This is a genomic window from Acidovorax sp. CCYZU-2555 (assembly GCF_018413525.1).
Taxonomy (GTDB): Bacteria; Pseudomonadota; Gammaproteobacteria; order Burkholderiales; family Burkholderiaceae_C; genus Comamonas.
The window spans coordinates 81,535-107,117 of record NZ_JAHCDD010000006.1 but is presented as its reverse complement, the minus strand read 5'-3'; the positions used below and the strand labels follow the sequence as shown (position 1 = coordinate 107,117).

18 protein-coding genes and 1 pseudogene are annotated in these 25,583 nt (G+C 61.5%); 3 read left to right on the top strand and 16 right to left on the bottom strand.

Annotated elements, in window-relative coordinates; genetic code table 11:
• The first annotated feature begins 44 nt into the window (after positions 1–44).
• From KHY18_RS03645 to KHY18_RS03635, 3 genes are all read left to right on the top strand, one after another.
• The gene (locus KHY18_RS03645) at positions 45–2,012 is read left to right on the top strand and encodes a CHASE2 domain-containing protein (protein ID WP_283771276.1); all 1,968 of its coding nucleotides are present in this window, start codon (positions 45–47) and stop codon (positions 2,010–2,012) included.
• 43 nt (positions 2,013–2,055) lie between these two features.
• Entirely contained in the window at positions 2,056–3,372 is a 1,317-nt protein-coding gene (locus KHY18_RS03640) for a tetratricopeptide repeat protein (RefSeq protein ID WP_213294422.1), read from the top strand.
• Positions 3,373–3,606: 234 nt separating this feature from the next.
• Positions 3,607–6,927 (top strand): beta strand repeat-containing protein, encoded by a 3,321-nt coding sequence (locus KHY18_RS03635; RefSeq protein ID WP_213294420.1) that lies wholly within the window; start codon positions 3,607–3,609, stop codon positions 6,925–6,927.
• Between the two features lie 744 nt (positions 6,928–7,671).
• Here KHY18_RS03635 and KHY18_RS03630 read toward each other — a convergent pair.
• The 16 genes and pseudogenes from KHY18_RS03630 to wecB all read right to left on the bottom strand — a co-directional run bounded on the left by KHY18_RS03630 (position 7,672) and on the right by wecB (position 25,462).
• Complete coding sequence (locus tag KHY18_RS03630; protein WP_213294417.1) at positions 7,672–7,851, bottom strand: hypothetical protein; 180 nt, start codon at positions 7,849–7,851, stop codon at positions 7,672–7,674.
• 28 nt (positions 7,852–7,879) lie between these two features.
• Entirely contained in the window at positions 7,880–9,265 is a 1,386-nt protein-coding gene (locus KHY18_RS03625) for a TolC family outer membrane protein (protein WP_213294413.1), read from the bottom strand.
• Between the two features lie 4 nt (positions 9,266–9,269).
• Complete coding sequence (locus tag KHY18_RS03620) at positions 9,270–10,583, bottom strand: HlyD family type I secretion periplasmic adaptor subunit (RefSeq protein ID WP_249728885.1); 1,314 nt, start codon at positions 10,581–10,583, stop codon at positions 9,270–9,272.
• A gap of 130 nt (positions 10,584–10,713) precedes the next feature.
• Complete coding sequence (locus tag KHY18_RS03615; RefSeq protein ID WP_213294408.1) at positions 10,714–12,423, bottom strand: type I secretion system permease/ATPase; 1,710 nt, start codon at positions 12,421–12,423, stop codon at positions 10,714–10,716.
• 35 nt (positions 12,424–12,458) lie between these two features.
• Positions 12,459–14,162, bottom strand: coding sequence for a type I secretion system permease/ATPase (locus KHY18_RS03610; RefSeq protein WP_349630244.1), 1,704 nt, complete (start codon positions 14,160–14,162; stop codon positions 12,459–12,461).
• Positions 14,163–14,185: 23 nt separating this feature from the next.
• A complete protein-coding gene (locus tag KHY18_RS03605) occupies positions 14,186–14,806 on the bottom strand; it encodes a hypothetical protein (protein WP_213294404.1) in 621 nt (206 codons plus the stop codon).
• 156 nt (positions 14,807–14,962) lie between these two features.
• Entirely contained in the window at positions 14,963–16,012 is a 1,050-nt protein-coding gene (locus KHY18_RS03600) for an acyltransferase family protein (protein WP_213294402.1), read from the bottom strand.
• On the bottom strand, positions 16,009–16,167 hold the full coding sequence (locus KHY18_RS03595) for a hypothetical protein (RefSeq protein WP_213294400.1): 159 nt from the start codon (positions 16,165–16,167) through the stop codon (positions 16,009–16,011). The genes KHY18_RS03600 and KHY18_RS03595 overlap by 4 nt, the downstream gene beginning before the upstream one ends.
• Positions 16,164–16,520 carry a GtrA family protein gene (locus tag KHY18_RS03590; protein ID WP_349630242.1) on the bottom strand — a complete coding sequence of 119 codons (357 nt, stop codon included), beginning with the start codon at positions 16,518–16,520 and terminating at the stop codon, positions 16,164–16,166. The genes KHY18_RS03595 and KHY18_RS03590 overlap by 4 nt, the downstream gene beginning before the upstream one ends.
• 5 nt (positions 16,521–16,525) lie before the next feature.
• Entirely contained in the window at positions 16,526–17,506 is a 981-nt protein-coding gene (locus KHY18_RS03585) for a glycosyltransferase family 2 protein (protein WP_213294399.1), read from the bottom strand.
• A 144-nt stretch (positions 17,507–17,650) separates the two neighbouring features.
• Complete coding sequence (locus KHY18_RS03580) at positions 17,651–20,539, bottom strand: glycosyltransferase (RefSeq protein WP_249728884.1); 2,889 nt, start codon at positions 20,537–20,539, stop codon at positions 17,651–17,653.
• A gap of 90 nt (positions 20,540–20,629) precedes the next feature.
• A pseudogene (locus KHY18_RS27405) lies at positions 20,630–20,878 on the bottom strand (class I SAM-dependent methyltransferase); the annotation flags it as partial.
• A 111-nt stretch (positions 20,879–20,989) separates the two neighbouring features.
• Complete coding sequence (locus tag KHY18_RS03575) at positions 20,990–22,324, bottom strand: ABC transporter ATP-binding protein (RefSeq protein WP_213294397.1); 1,335 nt, start codon at positions 22,322–22,324, stop codon at positions 20,990–20,992.
• Positions 22,314–23,165 carry an ABC transporter permease gene (locus KHY18_RS03570; protein WP_213294396.1) on the bottom strand — a complete coding sequence of 284 codons (852 nt, stop codon included), beginning with the start codon at positions 23,163–23,165 and terminating at the stop codon, positions 22,314–22,316. Before KHY18_RS03570 ends, KHY18_RS03575 begins: the two co-directional genes overlap by 11 nt.
• A gap of 93 nt (positions 23,166–23,258) precedes the next feature.
• On the bottom strand, positions 23,259–24,332 hold the full coding sequence (locus KHY18_RS03565; protein WP_349630241.1) for a glycosyltransferase family protein: 1,074 nt from the start codon (positions 24,330–24,332) through the stop codon (positions 23,259–23,261).
• Positions 24,333–24,355: 23 nt separating this feature from the next.
• Entirely contained in the window at positions 24,356–25,462 is a 1,107-nt protein-coding gene (wecB, locus tag KHY18_RS03560; RefSeq protein ID WP_213294393.1) for a non-hydrolyzing UDP-N-acetylglucosamine 2-epimerase, read from the bottom strand.
• Between the last annotated feature and the right edge of the window lie 121 nt (positions 25,463–25,583).

Genomic DNA, 25,583 nt, shown 5'->3' with positions numbered 1-25,583 from the left:
GATGGACCAATACAGTTCAATGCGTCATGGACAGTTGAAGTGTGATGAAGCAAGCGAAGTTTTTGCGGCCACTGATTCCGGTGTTGGCCTGGTTGTTCGCGCTCTCCATATGGGCTCTTCTTGCCATCTGGGGCGCAACCTGGGTGCAACCGTTGCAGGAGCGTGCCACCGATCTCGTCTGGCGCGTGGGAGGCTTGCATGCCGAAGAGCGCCGTCTGGTGCTGGTTGACATTGACGAACTGAGCCTCAAGGAACTGGGCGCCTGGCCCTGGGAGCGCGAGCGCACCGCGCAGCTGATGCAGAAGTTGTCCGAGCACGGCGTCGATCAGCAAATCTGGGACATCGTGTTTGCCGACGAGCGCCACGGCGTTTCCGTGCTCAAGGCGCAGATCCAGCAGAGCAAGCCCATACTTTCGCAAATCTTCGCCCTGCCGGGCCAGGGCGACGACATCCAGGGCGGCCAGCTGGCCGGCGCGCTGAACTGGCCTTCGTGCCCCGCACCTTTCGAGACCGCCAGCGGCTACCTGGGTAATCATGCCGATTTGACCGGCGCCGGCACGTTGGTGGGCCACATCACGCCGCGTCTGTCGCACGACGGCATCGTGCGCTACCAGCCCGCGGTGCTGTGCTTCCAGGGCCGCGCCTATGGCGCGCTGGCGCTGGCCGCTCTCATGCAGGCCGGTGGTGAAGACAATCTGGCGCTGGTGCGCGGCAGCGGCTGGCTCGACCCGCAGTGGTTCCTGCAGGGCGCGCAGGGCGCTTTCCCGCCGGTGCCGCTGCACGCCAACGGTGACGTGCGCATGCCTTGGCGTCTGGCGCCAGACAGCTTTGTGAGCATCTCGGCCGCCGACCTGCTCGCCAACCGCGTACCACCCGACCTGCTGCGCAATGCTTGGGTGCTTGTGGGCAGCAGCGCTTTCGGGCTCAACGACCGCATCGCCACGCCTTTCAGCAGCGCCGCCGCGGGCATGCAGGCCCACGCCCAATTCATGCTCGCCGCCATGGACGGCCGCGTTCCCTACACCCCCAAGGGGCATCTGCTGTTGCAGATCGGTGCCGTGCTGCTGGGCATGGGCCTGCTGACTGTGCTGCAATTGCGCCGCCGCAGTGCGCCGCAATCGAACACCGGTCGTTTCTCGGTGTTCTCCGCCCAATGGCTGCCGCTGGCCGCCGTGGGCTGGATCGTGCTGTTGCTGCTGGCCCATGCCGTGCTGCTGTTGTGCGGCAACCTCTGGGTCGCCTGGCTTCCGGCCGCTGCCGCCGTGCTGGGCGCCGCGCTGCTGTGGGCGGGGCTGGAACATGCGCGCAGCCGCAAGGATCGTGACCGCCTTTACTCCCACCTCTCGAGCTACCTGCCCCAGCCCGTCGCCGCGGCGCTGGCATTGCAGCCGCCTTCGAGCGCCATCAAGGCGTCCATTCGCCAGGTCAGCGTGATGTTTGCCGACATTCGCAATTTCTCTGCGTATTGCGAACAGCGTCCCCCGGAAGAAGCCGCGGCCGTGCTGCATGCCTTCTTCTCGCGAGCCACCGATATCGTCGAAGCCGAAGGCGGCGTGATCGAAGCGTTTCAGGGCGACGCGGTGCTGGCCGTCTGGTACGACGGCGCGGCCGACAATCCCTCGCATGCGCAAAGTGCGCTGCGCGCCGCGGTACGGCTGAGCGCCGGCATGCAAGGCGTGCTGCCCGATCCGGCGCCGGCCGGGCTTGAACCGCTGGCGCTGGGAATAGGCCTCGAATGCGGTCCCGCCATGGTGGGCTCGTTCGGCCGCGCCAGCCGACGCACACACATGGTGCTGGGCAATACCGTCACCATTGCCAACCGGCTGGTCGCGATGACCATGGACCTGTCCCACCCCATTCTGGTCGGTGAAGGCATGGCCGCCCAAGTCGGTGCGTCGCGTCTCGAGTCGATGGGCACCTTCATGCTCGACGGCATGCGTGTTCCGCACCACATCTGCGCCTACCCTCTGACTCCGGGGGAGAGGGACAACATTACGGTGCATGAAAATTAAGCCGCGCCGCATGCTCCCTCCGCGGGTCTTGGTTGGCGCACTCATGCTCTGGGCTGGCGCAGGTGCTGCTCTGGCTGGGCAGGCGCAGGCGTGCGCCCCCGCGCCGCAGGCCCTGGCCGCGACCACGGCCGAGCAGCTGCGTGGCGTACTGCCGCAGGAGCTGCTCAAGCTACCCGAATGCCAGCAAGACAGCGCCTGGCTGGCCTGGGTCGGCTGGGCGCTCAACCAGAACGGCCGCTACAGCGAGGCCGTCGACTACCTCGAACGTTCGCTGATGCTCGAACCCAGTCCGTTGCGCGTGCAGATGGACTACGCGATTGCCCTGGCCGGAAGCGGTGACGGCATGGCTTCCATTCAGTTGATGCAAAGCCTGCTGCAGGAGCCGCAGCTGCCGGAGCCGCTGCGCGCCACGCTGGCGCACGAAGTGGCGCGCTGGAGCGCGCCCGACGAGCCGCAAGGCTGGCGCCAAAGCGGCTATGCGGCCGTCAAGCTGGGCCACGACACCAATCTGCTCGGCACTCCCGACCTTTCCAGCCTCACCTTGACCATCCAGGGACAGAACGTGCAACTACCGCTGGACGCCAGCTATGCGCGCCAGCCGGGCAACTATGCGCGCAGCGACCTGGGCTGGACAGCGCGCAAGGGCCCCTGGCAGGTCTCCGCGAGCCTGGGCGCGCGCACGGGCGTGCATTCTGGCGCCGGACGATTGAGTCAGGTGCAGGGCCTGGCCGAATATGCCGTGTCTTCGCACTATGTGGGAGCCAACGTGGCAGCGTTCAGCAGCGACACCGGCACCCGCTTTCGCACTGCGGGTCTCTCGGGCGGCCTTCATTGGGGCCTGAGCAACTGTTCCATTCGCAGCGGCCTGGAGTTGCAGGAGCGGCGCTTGCAGGACAACCGCATTCTGTCTGGCACCTATGTCGGGGCGCTGCTGCAGCATACCTGCGAGGTCCGGACTGGCAGCCACTGGCCTCTGGGGATGCAGTTTCTGCAAGCCAGCCTGCGCTTGGGTGAAGACCGCCCCGAGCAGGCCGAGCGTGCAGGCGGCCCGCAGCAGCAGAGTATGTTGCGTTTGGTTGCGATTGGCCAGGGGCTGGGTGCGCGCGACCAATGGCTGGTGGACGCAGAGGTATACTTACAAACCGACACAACGGGTTACAGCCCCCTTCTGGAAGATTCCGCCCGCCGCCGCATCAGCCGTCAGGCCATGCGCGCCGAGTACAGCTTCCCTCTCACGGAAGCTGGTTCACAGGGCTGGCATCTGGCGCTGGGTCTCGAATGGCAGCGTCAGCGCGCCAATCTGGTGCTCTTTCAGCAGCGCAACAAGGGCGCCTATATGGCGCTGCGCACGCAATGGTGAGTCCGTTGCATAAAAGCCGCAGCTCAAAACACTGCGAAAACGTGTGATCCGGATCACCAATTAATTGTCTCGACCAATCCTAAGATGGGCGCAGATTTGGATCAGTGGCTTGCCGAACATAGTTTTTGGTCGGGGCAGGCAGTCAACATTGAACAAATTTGTATGGATAAGGCGCATATGTGCCTGCCCCGTGTGTAACGAGTTTTTTTTCAACAGTCCCTCAAGGAAAACCAAATGGCTCTCTCCATTTTCGGCGCACAAGCTGCGGTCAGCCTCGCCAACCGCGCGCTGTTCAATACGTCGCCTTCCAACAGCGTCTACCTGAACCAGGTCGCCAACGCTGGTACGACCGATGCGTCGGAGTACGCATTCGCCAACAAGCTGGGTGCTTCTCTGGGCAACGAGTCGGCTGCTGATCTGACCGCACTGATCTTCGCCAACCTGGGCGTGAACAACACGACCGTGAACGCCGAATCGCTGGCAATCCTGGAAGCTGCAGTCACCGACTACATCTCCTTCCACGGCACGCAGAACATCGGCATCATCGCCCTGCAACTGGGCCAGATCCTGTCGACCAAGGAAAACGACGGCACCTTCGGCGTCGCCGCCAAGGCATGGAACCAAGAAGTTCTGACCGCTTACAACTACTCCACCAACCCTGCCAACAACGCTTCCCAAGTCGGTGAAGGCGCCAACAGCACCACTTTCTCGCTGACCACTGGCTGGGACAGCCTGACTGGTACCGCAGCAAGCGACGTGTTCGTTGCCCGCGTGGTGCAAAACGCCAATGGCGAACAGACCAACCAGCTGGCTACCGGCGACCAGATCAACGGCGGCGCTGGCAACGACACCCTGCAAGCCAAGGTGATCTCTGCTTCGGCTCTGAACGCCGGCCCTGCCATGGGCATCACTCCTGAAACCGTGGACGTCGAAAATGTCGAAATCACGGCACTCACGACCTCCAATGTGCGTGGCGCCGATGAAATCGTCGACCTGAACGCCCAATTCATGCTGGGTCTGGATTCGGTCGCTTCGGTGCAAAGCAATGCTTCGCTGGTCATCAGCAACCTGACCACCTTGACCGACAGCGGTGTCTACGCTGAGCGTCGCAACACCGAAGACGTGACCATCCGCATGGATCACACCGGCAACGGCGATGCAGTGACCAAGGAATCGGACCTGGAAGTCTATTTCGACCAGGATTACCTGGTGTCCGGCCAAACTTCCAACTCCAGCGCATTCTTCTTCCTGCTGGACGAAAAGGCCGAACTGGCCCGCCTCAACGGTGACCTGACGGTTCCCCGCCTGCGCGAAATCAACGTCGACGGTCTGCGTTTCACCGTGACCATCAACGGCGTGACCAGCGAAATCATCACGCTGAACGACCGTGCTGCCTGGCTCGCCGACCAGATGGACACGCATGAGACTTTCATCGCCAGCCTGCAAGATGAACTGGCTGCGCTGATTGCCGCCGGTACCCTGCCAGAAGGCACGACCCTGACGCTGAACCCAGCAATGGCTGATGCGACCTTCCTGGACGACGGCTCGCAGTCGGGCGACATCCCCGCAATCGTTCTGAACGTTCCAGATGCGAGCGTGGTCACTCCCGTCGGCTTCGCACAGGTTGAAGACGCTCTGGGCAACTACGACGTTTACGGTGACTTCAACAACATCGCAGAAAGCAACGTTCTGCCTGTGACGTCCACCATCGAACTGGAAAAAGTCGGCCGCGGCAGCGACGGCGGCGACCTGACCGTGGGCGGCATGTCCACCAACGGCCAAAATGTCTGGAATTCGGGCTCCGGCTCCAAGGGCATCGAGCAGTTCAACATCACCGTGTCCGGTGACGAGACGCAATTCAGCAAGCTGGCCAGCCTGCAGTCGACCAACAACACCTTGGCAATCGTCAACGTGGCATCCGCTGCCGGCAGCGCTGCGGACCTGACCATCGGCAACAGCCATACCTCCGGTGTTGTGGTCAATGCAGCAGGTTTCAGCGACGACGACAAGACGACGTTCAAGAACGGCGCGTTGAAGGACGTTCGGGTGTTCAACGCCGCTTCGTTCCAGAACGACCTCGAACTGCACGCTCACATCTCCGACGAATCCGTGGCCAAGTACATGGATCTGACGGATGACGCGGCTTCGCCAGCGGCTGACAATGCAGACTTCGCTTACACCTTCGCCGGTGGCAACGATCTGCTGAACCTGAACATCAGCAAGACCAATCTGGCCCAGTCCGGCACGACCAACCGTGAAGACTTCCATTTCGAAGCCAACATGGGTGCGGGCAACGACAAGGTGCAGGTCCAAATCGGTGACGGCGTGGGCACGCTCGCCGATGCCTGGTTCATCAACAGCGATCTGAACAAGAACCTGGCCATCAACACCGGTGAAGGCGACGACACCGTTGAAACCTTCGGTGCAGGCACCTGGACGGTGAACCTTGGCGCTGGCAATGACGTGATCTACTCGGACAACTCGGGTAACCAACTGAATGCTGCTGTCAACCCCGTCACGCTGGAAGGCAATGGCGGTGATGGCGTGAACTACAACTCGGGCCGTGCCGCCTGGGTGTTGAACACCGCCGACCAAGCTACTGCTGGTGCTGCTGTTGTCGCACGCGACATCGACAACCTCGTGTCCGACGCCAACGATACCTTCACCCTGTGGCGTTCGACTGTCAGCGTGACGTTCCTGGGCCACACTGCAGAAGTGCAGATCCAGGACTTCACGACGTCTGACCTGAGCCTGAACAACCTGATCAAGAACGCGATTGCCCAAGACAACGTTCTGAGCAAGTTGATCGTTGCCGAAGACGGTCCTGCCAACACCCTGGTGATCCGTTCGCTGATCGATGGCGAATACACTGCAGCTGACTTCGAAGTGGACATCACCGCTCCCGCGTTGACGACTATTTCGCCAACACAGCTGGCTGCCTTCAATGCGGCTACCGGAGCTTCTGCTACCAGCTTCAGCGATGTGCAAACACTGATCGATGCTGGCGTGACCGCTTGGGCTACCGCTGCTGACTACGTGTCGGCCCTGGCAAATGACGCTACGGATGAACTGACGGGTGTCGCATCGTCTGCCGTGACCAACAGCACCATCACCGGTGGTGCAGGTGACGACGTGATCGTGCTGAGCACGGGTGCCACCAGCGCGGAAACCGTGGTGTACGCTCCTGGTTTCGGCAACGACGCTATCGTCAACTTCACAGCAGTTGGAGCAACTGGTGTTGACACGCTGGACTTCACCGCTTTGCGTGGTATCGGCGATGCTCTGACATTCAACGTCCTTACGGCCAACAACTCGATCTCTATCGCCCTTCAAGGCACCACCAACGACACCGCTGCAGAAGTCGCAGCGCTGTACACCGACTCGGCAACCGCACAGAACCACGTTTACGTGGCCTACGACGGCACCGTTGGCACTGTGTACACGGTGACCGACACTGTCGGCGTCGCCGCAGGCAGCGTGACGGCCACTCTGGTCGGCACTATCGAGCTGGTGAACGGTGACTGGACTGATTTGACTGCAGCAAACTTCGCTTAATTAGCGCACGGTGCCACAGGCACCGTCGAGCTGAACCAAGCCTAGCGAACCCCGCCCCTCTCGAGGGGGCGGGGTTTTTTCTATTTGTAAGCATGGGCGCAAGTCGGACAGCAATCCAACCGGCAGTGTTTTTCATGGCGAGGCAGGCGTGTGGCCCGCCGCTGCCTGGATTTGCCATGGCGACATATCAGGGTCGCGTTGGCTTATGCACTGTTCTAAGTACAAATCGTGGTCCTTGCGTGCAGCCTGTCGCTGCGCACATGTCGGCAGGGCTCTGCTGCGATGGGGCGGTGCTCATCCCGATGCCGGGCTGTCCATGGCTGCGGGCTGCACATGGTTGATCACACGTGCGGTGTATTGGCGGACCGGTGCTGCAATGGCGGGCTTTTTCGGCACGCTTAAAACCGAGTGTCCGCCGCAGCAGGTCCAGACAGCGTCTGGCAGCGACGAAAAGAGCTGCGCGACCACACTCAAGACTGCGAAGCCCAAACGGTAAGGCCTGCGTCCGGTGAAGTGCCGACATCAGTCTGGAGTCCAGGATTCTCCTGTCCAGTTGTACGGCACGCATTCTCAGGTGCGTATTCAAATTTCCGCAGCCGGTTGCAAAGCAAGCCCTGCGGCAACGCCGGTTATGGTCGCGACGCGAGTTGCCGCGCTCTCACGGGCGCGCTGGAATCCGATCACGCGGCATTGAGGAGGCGCGCAGCGCGCCCTGCCTCGGGCGGCGCTGGCGCAAAACGGCTGTCAGTCGGCTTTTGGTGCCGTCTTGGTGGCCTTGGCGAACATCTCTGCGAGGTCCTTGCGCGCCTGTTCAGGGCTCAGATTGGCTGCGGGCAGCGCACCGGTCTGCTGTTCGGTGGCCGCCTGGTTTTGGTCGTCGGCCACAGCCTTGTTCTTCTTGGTGGTGTTTGTTGTCTTGGTCATATAGATAACTCCGTTTCGTTGCGGGATTCTAGGGAAGGGCGGCCCCAAGCGACGATGTCGCTCGGGGGGTGATCAGATTCGCATTGGCCTGGTCCACATTGACCCAGCGGTCATGCCCGGCCACGGCGTGCAAACGGATGCGCGAAAGCAAATACATGTAGCGCGCCTGGGCCAGATCACGCGCCGCCAGCGTGCGTTGCTGTTCGGCGTTGAGTACATCGACCGTGGTGCGTACGCCGGCCGCAAGCGACTTGCGGCTGGACTGCAGTGCCACTTCGGCGGAGCGTGCAGCCTGTTCGAGCGCTTTGATACGCAACACGCCTTCGGTCATCGCGCGATACTGCTCATAGACCTTGGCGCCCGTCTCGCGGCGGCCGGCTTCCAGGGCCTCGCGTGCGCGTTCGTGGTCGGCCACGGCCTGGCGCACCTGCGAACTCACATACCCGCCTGCATACAAGGGTACGCTCAATTGCAGGCCCACGTACTTCTGGTTGTAGACCGTGTTCACGCTGGTCACGGAGTCGCTGTCGGAACGCGACACGGAAGCGACCGCGTCCAGCGTGGGCTTGTGGCCGGCCTGTGCCTTGTTGATCTCGCTGGCCGCGGCATCGACCTGGGCCTGCAGCGAGCGCAACTCGGGGTTGGCGGCTTCGGCCTGGGCGGTCCATTCGTCCAGCGAAGCGGGCACGGGCTGCTGGGGGCGAAAGCTCGCGGCATCGAGATCGGCGAGATCGTCATACGGCTTGCCTATCAGCACTTCAAGGCGTCGGCGCGTGAACTCCACGTTCTGTGTCGCTTCGAGCTCCTGGGCCAGTGCCATGTCGACGCGTGCCTGGGCTTCGTCTATGTCCGTGCGCATGCCCGTGCCTGCCTTGAAGCCCTTGGTGGCGGAATCGAGCTGCGAGGTATAGGTGAGCTTCTGCGCGGCCACCAGGCTCAGCTGGGTGCGCGCCAGCAAGGCATCGAAATAGGCTTGCGAGACGCGCAGCACCAGGCTTTGCTCGTCCTGTTCCAGCATGGCGTTCGCGCCGTCGACCTGGGCCTCGGCCTGCTTTTCCAGTGCACTCAGAAAAGGTCGGTAAAGGGGCTGGCGCAATTGAAATGCCTGGTTGTTGCTGTTGTAGGCATTTCTGGAGTCCCGCGTGCCCAGCGCGGTTTCCGTGGAGGATTTGAGCGAATTGCGGTTGGCCCCGGCATTGAAGCTGATATTGGGCCGGCGCTGGGCGCGCGCCTGCGGCAGCTTCTCGCGCATGCCTTCGGCACCGGCGCGTGACGAGCGGATGGTGGCATCGTTTTGCTCCGCGGCCTCATACGCCTGACGCAAATCGAGCGCCCAGGCGGGCGTGAGCAAAAGGGCGGCCGCGAGGGCCACGCCCGTGCGGGCCTTGATGCGAAATGCGGGTAGTTTTTGCATGGTCTTATTCCTCCGTCATGGACGCAGCCAGGCGCTTGGTCAGCGGGTGCAGCAGATAGGTCAGCATGCTGCGCTCGCCGCCCATGAACACCACTTCCACCGGCATACCGGGGCGCAGTTGGCGCGAGCCCAGGATCTTCAGGCCCTCGTCCGTCACCTTGACGCGGGCGAGGTAATAGCTGACGTTGGTATTGGGGTCGGTCAGCAAGTCGCCGGACACCGATTCCACATTGCCTTGCACGACCAACTGAGGCGTGTTGGCAAACGAGGAAAAGCGTGCATCCACAGGCATGCCCATGTGCACGCGGTCGATCATATGGGGCGGCACCTGGGCTTCGAGCATCAACGACGCGCCCTTGGGGACGATGTCCATGAGCTTCTGCCCCGACTGGATCACGCCGCCGACGGTCTGGGTCATCAGACCGACCACCTGGCCTTGCGCGGGCGAGCGGATCTCCGTGCGCGCGAGCTCGGCCTTGACCGCCTGGTATTTCTCCTGGTCGACCAGCACCTGGCGACCGACTTCGGCCAGCTGAGTCTCGATCTCTTTCTGGTCTTCCTGCTTGCGCGAAATCATGCGCTGGCGAAACTCGGCAATGGCGCTGCGCGCGCGCAGCATGTTGCCTTGCATGTCGGCCATGGACGTGTTGATGTCGGCGACCGAGCGCTGCAGCTCGAGCTGGCGATTGCGCGGCGCATAGCCTTCCTTGACCAGCTCGCGCAGATGACCCAGCTCTTCATTGAGCATGACATGCTGGCTCTTGCGGCTTTCGAGCATGCCTTCATAGGATTGCAGCATGCCTTGCTGGCCGCGGATGTTTTCCTCGATCGACTGCAGATCGGAGCGCAGCAGATTGCGGCGCGTATGGAACAGCTGTTCCTGGTTCAGTATCTGTTGCTGGATCAGCGGGTCGCTGGCCGCAGTCTTCAGATCTTCGGCCCAGGTGATGGTGGGCTTGCCGTTCTTCTCGGCCACCAGCCGTCCCTGCATGGCCAGCAGGCCCAGATAGCTCTGGCGCGCCGACTCGTAGTTGGCGCGGGCCACGTCGGCATCAAGCTGCACCAGCAACTGGCCTTCAGTCACTTCGTCGCCTTCGCGCACCAGCACCTTCTTGATGATGCCGCCGTTCAGATGCTGCACGGTATTGCGCTTGGTATCGATGGCGACCGTACCGATGCCGGGAACGCCTTCATCCAGCGGCGCGAACGCGGCCCACAGCAGAAATCCGCCAAAGCCCAGGGCCAGCGCCCACAGGCCCCAGCGCCCCGAGCGGCCCAGATCACCGGGGCGCGCATCGCCCTGTGGTGATGTGGTCAAAGCACCAGCAGACACGTTGGCCAATGGATTGTTTTTAGCTTCGGAAGACAAAGATTTATTCATGTCGGAACTCACCGGAAATTAGTTGTGCGCAATGGAGCGCGATCGAGCGCCAGGAAGTGGTTCATGTTCACGCTGTTGGCAGAGACACCTGCTGCGCCTCGCGCAGCGCCGCCACGACCGCGTCACGCGGGCCATTGGCCTGCAGCACGCCGTTGTTCAAGATCACCACGCGGTCGGCCGCGGCCAGAATGCCGGGACGGTGCGTCACCAACACCACGGTGCTGCCCTGGCGCTTGAGGATCTGTACCGCCTGTACCAGCGCGGCTTCGCCCACGTCGTCCAGGTTGGCATTGGGCTCATCGAGCACCACCAGCTTGGGCTTGCCGTAAAGGGCGCGCGCCAGACCGATGCGCTGGCGTTGTCCGCCCGACAGCAGGCCACCGGCCTCGCCTATGGAGGTGTCATAGCCCTTGGGAAAGCGCAGGATCATGTCGTGCAGGCCGGCGCTGCGCGCGGCTTCGATCACCTGCGCCGAATCCACGTGGCCGAAACGCGCGATGTTCTCGGCGATCGAACCTTCGAACAGTTCGATGTCCTGCGGCAGATAGCCCAGGTGCGGGCCCAGCTCGTCCCGGCTCCAGCCCGTGATGGGGCGCTCGTCGAGCAGCACTTCGCCCGACATGTGTGGCCAGATGCCGATCATGCAGCGCGCCAGCGTCGATTTACCCGAGCCCGAGGGGCCCAATACCACCACGACCGAGCCCTGGGGCACTTCGAGGCTGATGTTCTTCAGGATGGGCTCGGCGCGTCCGGGCGCCCCGGCGACCAGATTGCGCAGCGACAGGGCGCCTGTGGGCGGCATGCGTGTCAACGTTTCATCGCGCTCGGGATGGGCGTCGAGCAGGGACTCCAGGCGCCGGAACGCCGCGCGCGAGGTCACGAAACCGCGCCAGGTGCCCACCAGCATGTCGATGGGGGCCAGCGTACGTGTCATCAGGATGTTGGCCGCGATCATCGCGCCAGCCGACAGCTGGCCATCGATCACCAGCAGCGCGCCCGCGCCCAGTGCCAGCGACTGCTGCGAATAGCGCAGAAACTTGCTCCACGCCATCAGCTTGTGGGACAGGGCCTGCGAATTTCCCTGCAACTGAACCACGTCACGGTGCCGGGTCCGCCACACGCGGCCCAGGTTGTGCACCATGCCCATGGGCTCCAGCGTCTCCAGCTGTTGCAGCTTGCCGTGCAGGCTCTGGGTTTCCGCGGCCACGGCGGCCTGGGCGCGCTCGGCCGGCGCCACGGTCTTGCGGTGGCCGAACCACACCAGCGCAAGCTGCACGGCGGCGAACACCAGCGCCAAATATCCCAGCATCGGATGCAGCAGGAACACCACGGTCAGGTAGACCAGCGACCACGGTGCGTCGAACAGCGCAAACATGCCGTTGCCGGTGAGGAACTGGCGCACCTGCACCAGATCGCCAAAGGCCTTGGTCGTGCCCGAGCCCAGCTGCTTGAGGTTCATCTCGAAGCTGGCATTGAAGACCCGCGTGCTGAGCATTTCATCGAGCCGCATGCCTGCCCGCACCAGAACGCGCGATCGCATCCACTCGGAGAACGCGCCCACGCAGAACAGGAACAGCGTGATCAGCGAGACCACGAGCAAGGTCAGCTCGCTGTGGCTCAGCAGCACGCGGTCGAAAACCTGCAGCATATACAGCGTAGGCGCCAGCAGCAGCACATTGGCCACCATGCTGAACACGCCGACCACATAGAACTCTCGGCGAAATGCCCAGAGCGCGCGCGTCAATTCGCTGCGCTCGAAAAAACCGGAAGTCTTCATTGTTGGACTCATCTCATTTGTTTCGCGGACCGCACTCATGCCGCCACCGGCTTCGTGGGCACTGGCATCTGCGCCTGGCGGGAGGCTTGATTGAGCGCCGCCAGCACTTCATCGCGCGGGCCGAATGCCTGTTGCTGACCATCGCGCAAGACCAGCAGCTTATTGGTCACGCTCAGCACGCTGGTGCGGTGCGTCACCACCACGACGGTCGCGCCGCGCGCGCTGGCCTGCTTGATGGCCTGCGACAAGGCGATATCGCCTTCTTCGTCCAGGCTCGAATTGGGCTCGTCGAGCACCACATACACCGGGTCGCCGTAGAACGCCCGGGCCAAGCCCACGCGCTGGCGCTGGCCGCCCGAAAGGCGTAGGCCGCCGGGCCCGACCAGGGTGTCGTAACCTTCTGGCAATGTGCTGATCAGCTCGTGCAGGCCGACGGCGCGGGCTGCGGCTTCGACCCGGGTCATGTCGACCGCGCCGAAACGCGCGATGTTTTCAGCCAGCGTGCCGTCGAACAAGGCCACGCCCTGGGGCAGGTAGCCGATGTGCGGGCCCAGCTCCTTCTTGTTCCAGGCCTGGATATCCGCACCATCGAGGCGCACCTTGCCCATGGTGGCGGGCCACAGGCCCACCAGCAGTCTGGCCAGGGTGGTCTTGCCCGAGGCGGATGGGCCCACCACGGCGAGCACATCGCCGGGCTGCAGCGCCAGGTTGATGCCGCGCACGATGGTACCGGGGTTGCCGGGAGCGCCAGCCATCAGCTGTTCGACCTGCACGCGGCCTGCCGGCGGGGGCAGTGCCATCGCTGCGGGGTTGGCGGGCACGGCAGCCAGCAGCGCTTCAATGCGGTTCCAGGAATCACGGACACTCACAACGGATTGCCACTGACCCACCACCTGCACCAGCGGCGCGAGCATGCGGCCGCCGAGAATGGAGGCGACGACCATCATGCCGCCGCCACCGTTCAACTCGTTGTGCAGCAGCAGCCAGCAGGCCAGGCCCAGCAGCAGCGAGCTCAAGATGTTCTGCACCAGCTTGCTCAGCGCCTGAAAGCCGCCGGCGCTGTCCGAAGCCACGGCCTGCAATTGCAGGAATTTGCGCTGCTTGGCGATCCAGCGGCGGTGGGTGTTCTTCAGCATGCCCATGGCTTCGAGCACTTCGGCATTGTTCAGCGTGTCGTCCGCATATCGCTGCGCTTCCATGGACTCGCGGTTGGCGGCCATCAGCGGCGGCTTGGTGCGGCGCTCGTTCATCCAGGTGATGCCCACCTGCAGCAGGCCGAACACCACGGCCGACCAGCCCAGCACGGGGCTGATCAGGAACAGCAGCACCATCATCACCAGCGCGATGGGCGCTTCCATGATGGCCAGCAAGGCGGGCGAGTACAGGAATTCGCAGATGCGCTTGAAGTCAGAGAGCGTGTTCACCTGGCCGCCGGGAACGCGGCGCACATTGGCTTCGAACATCGCGTTGAAGATGCGCATGTGCATCTTCTTGTCCAGCGCCTCGGCCGCGCCGCGCATGATTTCGCTGCGCGCCCATTCGAGCACTTCCATCAGCAGATAAGCGCCCAGCACCAGCACCGTGAGCCAGACCAGCGTCTCATGGTTGCGGCTGTTGACCACGCGTCCATAGACTTCAAGCATGTAGCCCGAAGGCGCAAGCACCAGCAAGCTGGCAAACATACTGAACCATGCGGAACGCACGAAGAAAGGGCGCAAATCGGCCAAGGCCGCGCGCATTTCGGAAGGAACCTGGCTGGTTTTCATAAGGCCTCGTCAACCATCACATATTCGGGAAGCTCGCCAGGTTCTGGCAGCTCCAACACCCCACCGGAAACCGCGGTTGTCGCAGGCTTGGCCTGGTCCACCAGCGAGAAAGACAACATAAACGTGCCGTTGGCCTGGCGCGAAAGCACCACCTCGTGCAGCTTCTGCGTTTGAAAGCGTTCCTCGATCTCACTGGCGATCGACAGCTGGAAACGCATGCGCCCATCGAGCGTGAACATCGACAGCAGGCCATTCTTCAGGCTCAGCGTATGGCGATCGAAGTACACCGGGCAGCTGTCGGCGAAGCGCAGCAAAGGCAACGGCTTGTCGCCCAGTTTTTCCAGATGCAAAGGACTGCCAGGATGCTGAAACACCATGCGGCAGGTGCGCGACACCGAGTAGATGGCATTGCACACCATCTGAGAACCCATGTTGGGAAACTGCTCGCGTAACTGGCGGTAAGCCAGATGATGCAGCGCCACACGGTTCCATACCCGGGTGGTCTGCACCAGAGGCGCCAATGCGTTGCACAGCTGGGCAAAGCCCAGCTGCAAAGCCTGCAGGCGCAGAAGCTGGTCTGGCGCTGCTTGCAAGGGCACACGGATCAAGGAATGCATACAGCCGTGAAGTATACGGGGATCTCCTATATGAAGTTCATATAGGACAAAAAAAGACAACGCTTTGGCCATCCTTGCAGGCTGGGCTGGGTCGTGCCACTGGCTTCCATCCTGCAGGTCTTCGCATGGCCTGCTCTCGATGACTGTGGGGGCGTGTCAAGCGTTCGCTGAGCGTGGCACTGGCTTGAGTCGACGCAGCGCCGGCTCTTCGACGAATTTCCAGGACAAGACTGCAATCGGCAGTGTGATGGCAAGACTGCCGATGAATAGCATGGAGACGGAAATGCTGTTGTTAAACCAGTGGACAAGCAACTGCTGAATCGGGAAGGCGTAGATGTATATGCCGTAAGAAAAATCGCCGTGGCGCGTGATGTTGTCAAGCCATGGAATATCAACGCTGGCCAGATAGAAAATTATGTACGGCAGCAACAATGCATATAGGTAAAGTGCAGGCGGCGTGAATTTCGTGAAGAAAATGATTGCCAGGAATAGCAGTGCTATGCCGCCATGGTAGCGAATCTTGTCTCGGTAAAAATACAGGGCGGCGCCAATGAAGAATGAGGCGCCAAGTCGCAGGGCGACCGAGAGCTCGGCAGCTCCCAGGACGATGTAGGGGCGGGCCAGGTCAGCATTTCTTACGGCCAGCACGCCAAAAATGCAAAGGCCGGCAGCAACGACGGAAAACCGTGCCGAAAGAATTCCTGCAACGCCCATCGCCAGGATCATTGCGTACATGAAAAATTCGATGGGCAAGGTCCATAGCGAGCCATTGACGGCGTTCGGGAACGGATTTTCCGAGAATACCAGCGGTAAATTGTATTGAATGTCGAGAAAGATATTGCGCAAGTACGCTGTGGTCTGCTCGTGGGCGACGTAGGCCTGAAAATCCAATGGAGTCAGGAGTGCGCCCAGAATGATGGAGAAAAAAACCGCAAAAAACAAGGCGGGGAAAATGCGCAGGCATCTTTTCCAAGCGTAGTCGAGTGCGCTCTGGCTGCGTATATAAGAGGCCGAAATAAGGTAGCCGCTGATGACAAAGAAGGTGCACAGCGCGATATCGCCTCCGGTGTGACCGAAGGTCCAGAGGAAGGGTTCTTCTATCGCCCGACCAGCCAGTGGGTAGCAATGGCTGAACAGAACCAGAATGGCGGCGATCAAGCGAATGAGATCGAGGTTCCTGTTGCGGGATGGCACAGAGGCGGTCATGCCGGGCAATTCTTCTTTGACGCGCCGACGTTCGTGCTGATCTGGGCGACAGAATGCCCGTGCACCGCAGGATTGTCCTGCAGATGAAGCAGCGCTCCTTGGGCCAGCAGACCCGCCATCAGTGACACCGCAGGCGCATGGTTTTTGTTATTCATCGATAGATCCAGAGTTTCCCCAACCAATAGCCGTTGACGGCGACCAGCGGCAGCGAAAGGAGCTTGCCGAGCAGCGCCATGTCCAGCCAGGCGTGAAAAATTGATACCGAAGCCAGCGTCAGAGCGTAGTTGACCACCACCACGATCAGGTAACGCATGAGTGCGCCATGCGAGTAGCCCGCGCTGAACGTGACATGCGTATGCAAAAGGAAGTTGACCACCAGCCCAGCCGCGAATCCCGCCGTGGTTGCAACCATGACATGCACACCGAGAAAGGCCAGCAATTGCATCAAGCCGATGTCGATCAGCGCGCAGACAATGCCCACCCCGAGGTAGGTGACGAACCGGCGCACGGCGATCAGCGCACGCGCCGCGCCGAACCCAGCCGTGGATGAATTGGCCGGCGCGGAACGGACGCGATGTCATAAGACATGAAGGACAAAATCAGCTGCAGCCCCATTAATGCCGGCAACGCGGCGAGCATGACTGTGCCGGCCGGTGTCGGCACGCCCAAATGCGTCGACAGACTCCAGTGGTAGCAGCCATACAGCACGCCGAAAACAAAGAAGATAATGCCCAGCGGCAGCTCCAGCGAGGCCAGCGACATATCACGCAGGTAATAGTTGTAGAAAATCCGCTTGCAGAAATTGCGTGCATGCTTGACCAGAAACTCACCCGCGATCTTGGAAATCTTCAGGTTGCTCACCTCGTCGCCGTATTTGGCATGCATCGGTATGTCGACGACCACGGCGCGCAGCGTGTTGAGGCGGAAAAGCATGTCCGTTTCAAAGAAGTAACGGCGGCTGATCTTGCTGAAAGGCAGGTGGCGCGCCGCGTTGGCATGAATGGCCGTGTAGCCGTTGGTCGGATCGAAGAGGTTCCAGTAACCGCATGAGAGCTTGCACATCAACGACAGCACGGCATTGCCGAACAGCCGCATCTTGGGCATTGCGCGAATGTTCTCGAGGTCGAAGAACCGATTGCCCTTGGTGTAATCAGCTTCGCCTTCCAGAATGGGTGCGATGAAATCCATGATCAATGCCGGGTCCATCTGCCCGTCGCCATCGACCTTGACCAGCACTGCCATGCCGTCGGCAATCGCTGCTTTGTAGCCGGTCATGACGGCGCCTCCCACGCCCTCGTTCTGCGCATGTCGTAATACGGTGACACGTTCATCGTGGCAATGGGTCTCGACAAGGCTGCCTGATTGGGCCGGGCAGCAGTCATCCACGACATAAATTCGCGCAATTTCCGGGCCGATCGCCGCCAGGACGTCGAGGATATGATCTCGCACCTTGTAGCAGGGAATAATGACGGCGATGTCCTGCGGAATGTTCATTGAGTGATATGAATAGGTGTCAAGTGACCGAAAGGCATATCAGGGCGGAGTAAAAGCCAGTCTGAATGCGAGACCCACTGTTGTTTCAAGACGTGTGCCAGCCCCGGGGATTTTACTGACATCCCCGGAGCCTTTGCGGCGTCATCAGGGGCGATACCGATGCGGCTCCCAGGTGCCCCATTTGCTTTCGTAGATTGCCTTGTTGCGTTCGACCAGCGCGCGGCGTTTTTCATCGTTCATCTTGTTGAAAGAGGCAGACAGGTGGTGGTGCACGAACACGTCCTCGGCGCAGACAATCGCGAGGCCCTCGGCTTCGACCTTGCGGCAGTAGTCGTCGTCCTCGAAGAAGCCCAGTCCATAGTCCTCGCTGATCTCACCGCAGCGTTCATAGGTCGAACGTGGAAAAATCGTGCAGAAAAATGCGACGTTTTTCATCGGATAACGTTGCCCCATGTGCGCCAGCGTGTAGTTCAGTGCGGTTGCCGGCATATGGGTGAGATCGGAATAATTGATTTCGATGCGCGCCTCGTTGCCGATGTTGCTTGTCACCGGTCCTAGCAAGCCCAGTGTGGGCATGCGCTGGAAGTGGCGCAGCAGCGTCAGTATCCAGCCATGGGTGACCACAGTGTCGTTGTTCAGCACCACCAAATAGTCGCCCGTGGCGATCGACAGGCCGACGTTGTTGCCCGCGGCAAAGCCGAGGTTGTCGCTGTTGAGCACCATGCGCACGTCCGGATGGCGCCGGCCAAATTCCTCGAGGTAGGCCGGGGTGCCGTCGGTGGACGCGTTGTCGACGACGATGACTTCGAGATTCGGATAGTCGCTGCGCTTGAGTACGCTGTCGAGACAGGCTTTCGTCAGGTCCAGGTTGTTGAACGTGAGAATGATGACGCTCACGCGCGGCATCTTGATTCCATCAAGCGCCAGGAGCAACTCCTCGCCGCGGTGGCGCCATGTTTGTTCGACCGCGAAGGCGCGCCGAGCGGCCGCCTGTCGTGCAGCCTCCTCACCAGACTCGCGCAGCGCGCTGCCGGTCAGTGCGATGAAGTCGGCCGTGGTCGCGGCGCATCCCACCAGGCCGCCAAACTGGCTGATTTCCGGCAGGTCGACGCAGACCACTGGTTTGCCCGCAGCGAGGTATTCATAGACCTTGACGGGATTGGTCGCCAGCGTCAGCGGAATCACCTGGAAGGGCAGCAGGCAGACATCGAAGGCATATAGGTAGTACGGCAGCTTGTCGTAGGGCACTTCGCCGGTGAACTCGACGTTGGGCAGGTCGGCCAGGCGCTTTTGCGCGTCCACGGTGTCGTTGCCCACCAGCAGAACGAGGCAGTCTGGATAGGCCAGCGCAAGGGCGCGCAGCAGGTCCAGGTCAAACCACTCGGCGATCGCGCCGTAGTAGCCTATGACCTGTCTGCCTTTCTTGTCCACGTAGACCTGCGCCGGACGCTGGGCGAAATGCGCGTATTCGGACGCATTGCGCACCAGCGCCACGTTCGAATTGTGGGTGCGTGCGAAGTCTTCGAGCCACGATGAGGTCACGGTCACGAGATCGGCGCCAGCGAGCATGTCCTTTTCGATCGCCATGAGTTTCTCGGGCACGTTGCCGAAGCCTTCATGGTGGTCCATGCAGTCGTAGATGCGGTAGGTGTTAGGCAGCAGCGTGACCAGCGGATACCAGTAGGCATGCTGCACGATCGACAGGCTCGACAGTGCGCCGAAATCCTGGATGACCTGGGCCATGCTGAGTTGGAGCATGTGCAGGGCCTCGTCGGAAGGCGCATCGAAGTAGATCGCCGGCGCGCCTTTGACATGCAGCTTGATCTGGTAGAGCGCCTGTGCGCCTGGCAACTTTTCGAGTTGGTAGCCGGGCTGGTCGGCATCGACAAAGTGGTTGCTGAAGTAGAACACCCGCCGGCCTGAATCTGCCAGACTGCGCGCGATGTGTTGCGGGCGCTGGATACGAAAGCTCCAGTCGATGACGGCAAATACGAAGACATCGCGCTCCCGCTCCACAAAAGCCTTGTCCGTCAGAGCAAGGACTGCGGTGCTGATGGCGTTGTCTCGCACCAACTGCGCTTGCGGCTGCGGCTGCAGCTGCGGCTGCGGTTGGACAGACTGGCGCAGGGGGCGCAGCGTCGAGAAGAACCTATTTCGCAGACGCTGCTTGGTTGCAATCGACAGTGGCATGGCGCGCAAGGCCTTGCGGGCAAAACCCAGCGCTGCCTTCTTGAGTGCGTAGCGCAAAGGGCGCTTGCTTATTTCTTCCGCCCAGTCGGACAGCTGGAAAAGCCGGGTATTCAAGTTTGTCAATTGGGATTCGCGCACCAGGTCCTCCATGCGCAACTCGACAATCTGCTCGTCGCGTTTGGCAAGGGCCTGGTTGAGAATTGCCATCTGGGCCGTGTGCTCTGTTGCTGCAGCGTCGGCAGCAGCAGCAGCAGCTTTGGTAGCCGCAACTTCTGCCGCCGTAGCTTCGGCAGCCGCAGCTTCGGCATGCGCGGCTTTGGCAGCGGCAGCAACAACTGTTGCAGCGTCAGCAGCAGAAGCAATCGCCGCGTTGGCAGCAGCGGTGGCTGCAGCGGCTGCGGCTGCGGCTGCTGCTGCGGCCGCAGTAGCCGCCGCAGCAGCCTGTAGATCGCGCTCAACTAGCGCTTGATTGAGCCAGTTCATTCGCGCGTCCTGTGCCGCAATGGACTGGCGAAGTTGTTCGAGCTGGGCTTCGTGCTGTGTGGCGGATGCGACCTTGCCTTCAAGCTCTGTCAGTTGCTGGCGCAGGTCGGCGGTCTTGGCAGCGGCGCCGTCATGGTCGATCTCGAAGTCGCCCAGCGTCAGCTGGAGTTGGTCGATCCAGTCTTGTGCGGCATACACCAGGAAGATTTGCTCGCCGCCCCAGAGCGTGTCGGCGATGGGGCGGCAATCGACCACGCGTGACCAGACCAGCCGAAAGCCGTTGGGCAGGACCATCGGCACGTTGTCGGGAAGAAAGGAATAGAAATGCTCGTCGATGCGGTCGATTTCACGGTAGGGCAAGGCCAGCGCCACGGCTTTGGTGGCGCGCGCACCCAGCGCCTGCAGCACTTCCCAGGGACGGTGGAAATGCTCGAGCGTATTCGACGAGAAAACTATGTCGAAGGATTCGGTCGCACTCGCGGAAGGCGCGAGCCAGTTGTCGGTGACAAAGCGCAATGCGGGGTAGCGGCCTGCGGCCTGCGCGATGGCGACTTCGGAAAAGTCGACGCCGGTCACCTGCCGGGAATCCACATAGCTGGCGAGCACATCTGTGCCGTCGCCCTGGGCGCAGCCCCAGTCCGCAAGTGTCAGGGCGCTGCGGCGCGCCTGCTCGAACAGCCATGCGGGCAGATTTTCCATGCCCAGGCGCGCAAAGAAGCGCGACTGGCGCGGACCTTCAAAGGTTTCCCAATCGGTGGAAAACCGGTCATCCCAATAGTTGTCTGAATTGATTGCTGAACTGTTTGACATTTATGCCTCTTGCACCGATTGCTGCACCGCCGGCTGGAAGATTCCAAAGAATCGCTGATCGGACAATGAAGAAAAGTAATGGGCGCCCTCGAAATACTCGTAGTAATGCGCGACGTTGCTATGCTCGCGGTTCTCGACCGCAGCGACCAGCAGGTATTTTCCTGTGACCAGATTGTTGTCCATGCGAAAACTGACCCTGAAGCACTCTCCCTCGGGTAAGGGCGTGCCCTGGTCATAGGTGGTCGATACCAGCAGATCGGTTCCCTTGAGATCCTTGATGGAAAACGCCAGGCTCAGATGCTCGCGTGGAATGTCGGCAGGCACGCGCACGTCGATCAGGATTTCCATGGGCTCGCCCCAGGCGATGGTGTCGCGGCGCATGCCTTGCGCATCACAGACCGAGGCGGCAAGGATCACGCCGCGGTGCGAGCCCCAGTGCGTGACCGGGCGCGCATCCAGGCCATGCGCCGCAGGCGCGTCCGCGGGCGTGGCGGGAGCGTCGTCAATTTGAGCAACCGTTTCGGCCGGCACTTCGAGGGCCTTGGGCGGTCCTTGCTCCGCAGTCACCTCGTCGCGGAACATCATTTCCATGTATCTGCCCGAAATCGGGAACACGTCACCGTCTTCGACCAGCTTGCCGCTGTCCAGCCAGATCGCGCGCTGGCACAGTGTGCGCACCGAGCCGACGTCATGGCTGACGAACAGGATGGTCGCGCCACGGTCCTGGATTTCCTTGATGCGACGCATGCACTTGGCGACAAAGCGTGCATCGCCCACCGACAGGGCTTCATCGACAATCAGGATTTCGGGATCGACATGGATGGCGATCGAGAACGCCAGGCGGGCGTGCATGCCGCTTGAATAAGTCTTCACGGGCTGGTCGAGGAAATCGCCGAGTTCCGAAAAGGCCAGCACTTCGGCCATGCGCTGCTGCATGCTTTCCTGTGGGAAGCCGAGGATGGCGGCGGTCAGCAGCACGTTCTCGCGGCCGGTGAACTCGGTATTGAAGCCCGCGCCCAGTTCCAGCAGCGCGGCCACGCGGCCATGGGTCGACACCGTGCCTTCCGTGGGCGAGACCGTGCCGCAGATGATCTGCAGCAGTGTCGATTTGCCCGAGCCGTTGCGTCCGATGATGCCTACGGTCTCGCCTTTTCTGACCTCGAAGCTCACATCCCGCAGCGCCCAGAATTCGCGGAAAAAGCGCTGCGCGGGCTTGCCCAGCAGGCGCAGCAGCCGGGGCAGCACGAACTGCTTGAGGCGATCGCGCGGCGTGCCATAGATCTCGTAGCACTTGCTGAGGTGGCTGACGCGGATGGCGATATCGTTAGAGGACATCGGAAAAGCCCTTTCTGGTTTTTTGGAACCAGGCATAACCGGCCCAGGCAACGACGGTGGCCACCAGCGTGTAAAGCGCCAGCCCCGTCCAATTCGGCATCTGTCCCCAGATGAGCACGGCGCGCATCTGCTCGATGATGAATGTCAACGGGTTGGCCATGAGCCAAGGCCGGTATTTTTCCGGCAACGCAGTGATCGGGTAGAACACAGGCGCGAGAAACATCATCACCATGGTGATGATGTTTATGGTCTGGCCCACGTCGCGCAGGAACACGCCCATCGAGGCAAACATCCAGGCCAGACCCAGCGTCAGCATCACAAGCGGCAGCATGACCAGCGGTGCGAACAGCACCGTCCAGTGCACAAAGCCGTTGAAAAGGAAGAAGGCGACGAGCAGCACACCCAGGCTCACCAGGCCGTGGAACAGCGCTGCGCCCATGCTGATGACGGGCAGGATCTCCAGCGGGAAGACCACTTTCTTGACGTAATTGACGTTGCTCAGTATCAGTCCGGGCGAGCGGTTGAGTACCTCTGCAAACAGGCCGTGGACGATCATGCCGACAAACAGCACCACGGCAAACTGCGTTCGGCTTTCATCACCGCCTGTGCCCCAGCGGGCCTTGAAGACAAAAGAAAATACAAAGGTGTACACGGTGAGCATGAACACCGGGTTGAAGAATGACCACGCCATGCCCATGACGGAGCCTTTGTAGCGGCCGACCACTTCGCGCCGGGTCATCTGCATGATCAGCGCGCGGTTGCGCCACAGGCTTTTGCCCAACGCCTGCAGGGACGTGGGCGGGGCCGCATGGGGGTTGATGGTCTGGGAAGAAGAGGTCATGCAAAACACTCGGCGTGATTCAGGGGGTGGCCTTGTGCGCACCAAGCGGACAGTGGCGGGGGAAACGACGTGTCCGAATCGGGAAAATGGCACTCAAGGAAGGAGATTGGCAGCATCAAAACGCGCCCTCCAGGCGTTGCGGGCCGCGAATGCCTGGGCCGCAGCGCAATCGTTTTCGCACGCCAGCGCCGAAGCCGCCAAGGCGCCAATGTCGTGCTGCGACGCGCTGATGAACGTGCCGGACTCTTGTGCGCGATAGGTCATTTCCCCGAAGTCGGTGGAAATCACCGGCAGATTCAGCGCGCGGTATTCATAGAATTTAATGGGATCGACCGAGGCCGTGAGGTCATTCCTGAGGAATGGGATAAGGCCCACATCGAAGTTGCGCATGGCCTCGAGGGCCGCCGCATGGTGGCAACCCGGCAGCAGTTTGATGTTTGCGGGAAGCGCCGCGGGCGCTGCCTGGAACACGGGGCCTATCAGGCACACCACGTCCTGTGGACGCGCATTGGCCAGGGCAATCACCCAGTCCCAATCGAACCAGGAGGCAATTGTACCGACGTAACCAAACACCTTGGGCTGCGCGTCGTGGTCGCGCATGCGTGGAGCGGGCATCAGCGTGTCGTCCAGGGCATTGGCGACATACTGCAGGTCGGGTCGCACCAGGCCCCAGTGTTGCTGCAGGCGCGTACTCGTGACCCACAGCGTATCGACTCGCGCCACCAGTTGTGCTTCGCGGTGGGCCAGAGCCCGGCGCGAGAAGCCGGTGTAGAACGCCGGGAACTCGTCCATGGCGTCGTAGAGAGAGCGCGCGTGCTCGAGCCGCTTGAGCACCTCGAGCGCAAATACGCTGGGCTTGCCCGCTACGACCAGCGTGTCATGGCCTTGCGCAAAGCGCTCGAGCGCGCAGAGTGTCGGGCGCCAGAAAACATTGATCCAGCCGGAGCCGGGCAATGGCTCGATCGGCAGCGCCAACGGCTTGAGCACGCGCAGCCAATGCGGCAGCGCGTGGCCCGCGAGCTCCTTGGCCGGGCGCGGACGCCGCAGGTCCGACAGCCGCGGCAGTCTGGTGGGGTAGGGATCGACCCAGATCACATCGCTGCCTGTGCGCGCGTGAAACCACTCGACAAACTTCTGCGGTCGTTGGGCGAAGCTGGCCCAGGGCACTGGAGACAGATAGATGAGCCGCGTCAAAAAAAGTGTTCCCGCAAGGTCTCGATGATGCGCCCCGAGGCCAATCCATCGCCATAGGGCGATATTCCGCGCGCCATCGCGCGGTAGGCGGACTCGTCATCGAGCAGGTGCTGCGCTTCGGTCACGATGCGTTCGTAGTTCGGCCCGACCAGCTTGACCACGCCCTGGTCCGCGGCTTCGGGGCGCTCGGTCTCGTCGCGCAGCACCAGAACCGGTTTGCCCAGCGCCGGCGCCTCTTCCTGCACGCCACCGGAATCGCTGATGATCAGATAGGCCTGCTTCATCGCGGCCACGAAAGGCGCATAGTCGAGCGGGTCGCATAGGCGAATGTTCGGACGATCGCCGAGCATCTCGTGGGCAACGTCCTTGACATTCGGGTTGGGGTGCACCGGATAAAGAAACTGCACATCGGGATTATCCGTGGCCAGCGTTTGCAAGGCGCGGCAGATTTCGCGGAAAGGCGCGCCGAAGTTCTCGCGCCGATGAGATGTGATCAGCACTAGGCGTTTATTCGGGTCGATATCGATGCCGATCTGCAGATCCTTGGCGGCGGTCATCAGCAGCGCATCGATCACCGTATTGCCCGTAACCTGAATGTCCTTGTCCGGCACACCTTCGCGCAGCAGATTCTGGCGCGAACCTTCGGTGGGAGCAAAATGCCAGCGCGCGAGCTTGCCTGCAATGACCCGGTTGGCTTCTTCGGGAAAGGGGTTTTGCATATCCCAGGTGCGCAAACCTGCTTCCACATGGCCAATCGGGATGCGGTGGTAGAAACAGGCAAGCGCCACCGTCATCACCGTTGTCGTATCGCCCTGCACCAGCACCACATCGGGCTTCTCGTTGGTCAATACCTGGTCCATTTCAAGCAACAGCCGCGCGGTCAAGGTAGTCAGTGCCTGGTTGGGCCGCATGATGTCCAGGTCGATGTCGGGAGTGATACCGAAGAAATTGAGCACCTGATCGAGCATGTTGCGGTGCTGGGCCGTCGCCAGCACACGGACCTGCGCCCATGGCTCTTTCTTCAACGCCAGAATGACCGGGGCCATTTTTATGGCTTCCGGACGGGTGCCGACAACACACAAAACACTTTTTTTCTGAAGCATCTTTATTTCCTTGATCGTTCATCGTTTGAAAATCAACAAGGCAATGAATGGTGCGGATTCATGTGTCTGGAGATTTTCTTTTGATTTATTAATTGCGTCTGTACATCTGCTAGTGATCGGC

Coding starts and splice junctions, on each gene's coding strand:
- KHY18_RS03615 (WP_213294408.1), bottom strand. CDS start 12,423: ATGAAGACTTCCGGTTTTTTCGAGCGCAGCGAATTGACGCGCGCGCTC.
- KHY18_RS03625 (WP_213294413.1), bottom strand. CDS start 9,265: ATGCAAAAACTACCCGCATTTCGCATCAAGGCCCGCACGGGCGTGGCC.
- KHY18_RS03635 (WP_213294420.1), top strand. CDS start 3,607: ATGGCTCTCTCCATTTTCGGCGCACAAGCTGCGGTCAGCCTCGCCAAC.
- KHY18_RS03630 (WP_213294417.1), bottom strand. CDS start 7,851: ATGACCAAGACAACAAACACCACCAAGAAGAACAAGGCTGTGGCCGAC.
- KHY18_RS03645 (WP_283771276.1), top strand. CDS start 45: ATGAAGCAAGCGAAGTTTTTGCGGCCACTGATTCCGGTGTTGGCCTGG.
- KHY18_RS03570 (WP_213294396.1), bottom strand. CDS start 23,165: ATGACCTCTTCTTCCCAGACCATCAACCCCCATGCGGCCCCGCCCACG.
- KHY18_RS03585 (WP_213294399.1), bottom strand. CDS start 17,506: ATGAACATTCCGCAGGACATCGCCGTCATTATTCCCTGCTACAAGGTG.
- KHY18_RS03610 (WP_349630244.1), bottom strand. CDS start 14,162: ATGCGCGCGGCCTTGGCCGATTTGCGCCCTTTCTTCGTGCGTTCCGCA.
- KHY18_RS03605 (WP_213294404.1), bottom strand. CDS start 14,806: ATGCATTCCTTGATCCGTGTGCCCTTGCAAGCAGCGCCAGACCAGCTT.
- KHY18_RS03640 (WP_213294422.1), top strand. CDS start 2,056: ATGCTCTGGGCTGGCGCAGGTGCTGCTCTGGCTGGGCAGGCGCAGGCG.
- KHY18_RS03600 (WP_213294402.1), bottom strand. CDS start 16,012: ATGACCGCCTCTGTGCCATCCCGCAACAGGAACCTCGATCTCATTCGC.
- wecB (WP_213294393.1), bottom strand. CDS start 25,462: ATGCTTCAGAAAAAAAGTGTTTTGTGTGTTGTCGGCACCCGTCCGGAA.
- KHY18_RS03595 (WP_213294400.1), bottom strand. CDS start 16,167: ATGAATAACAAAAACCATGCGCCTGCGGTGTCACTGATGGCGGGTCTG.
- KHY18_RS03575 (WP_213294397.1), bottom strand. CDS start 22,324: ATGTCCTCTAACGATATCGCCATCCGCGTCAGCCACCTCAGCAAGTGC.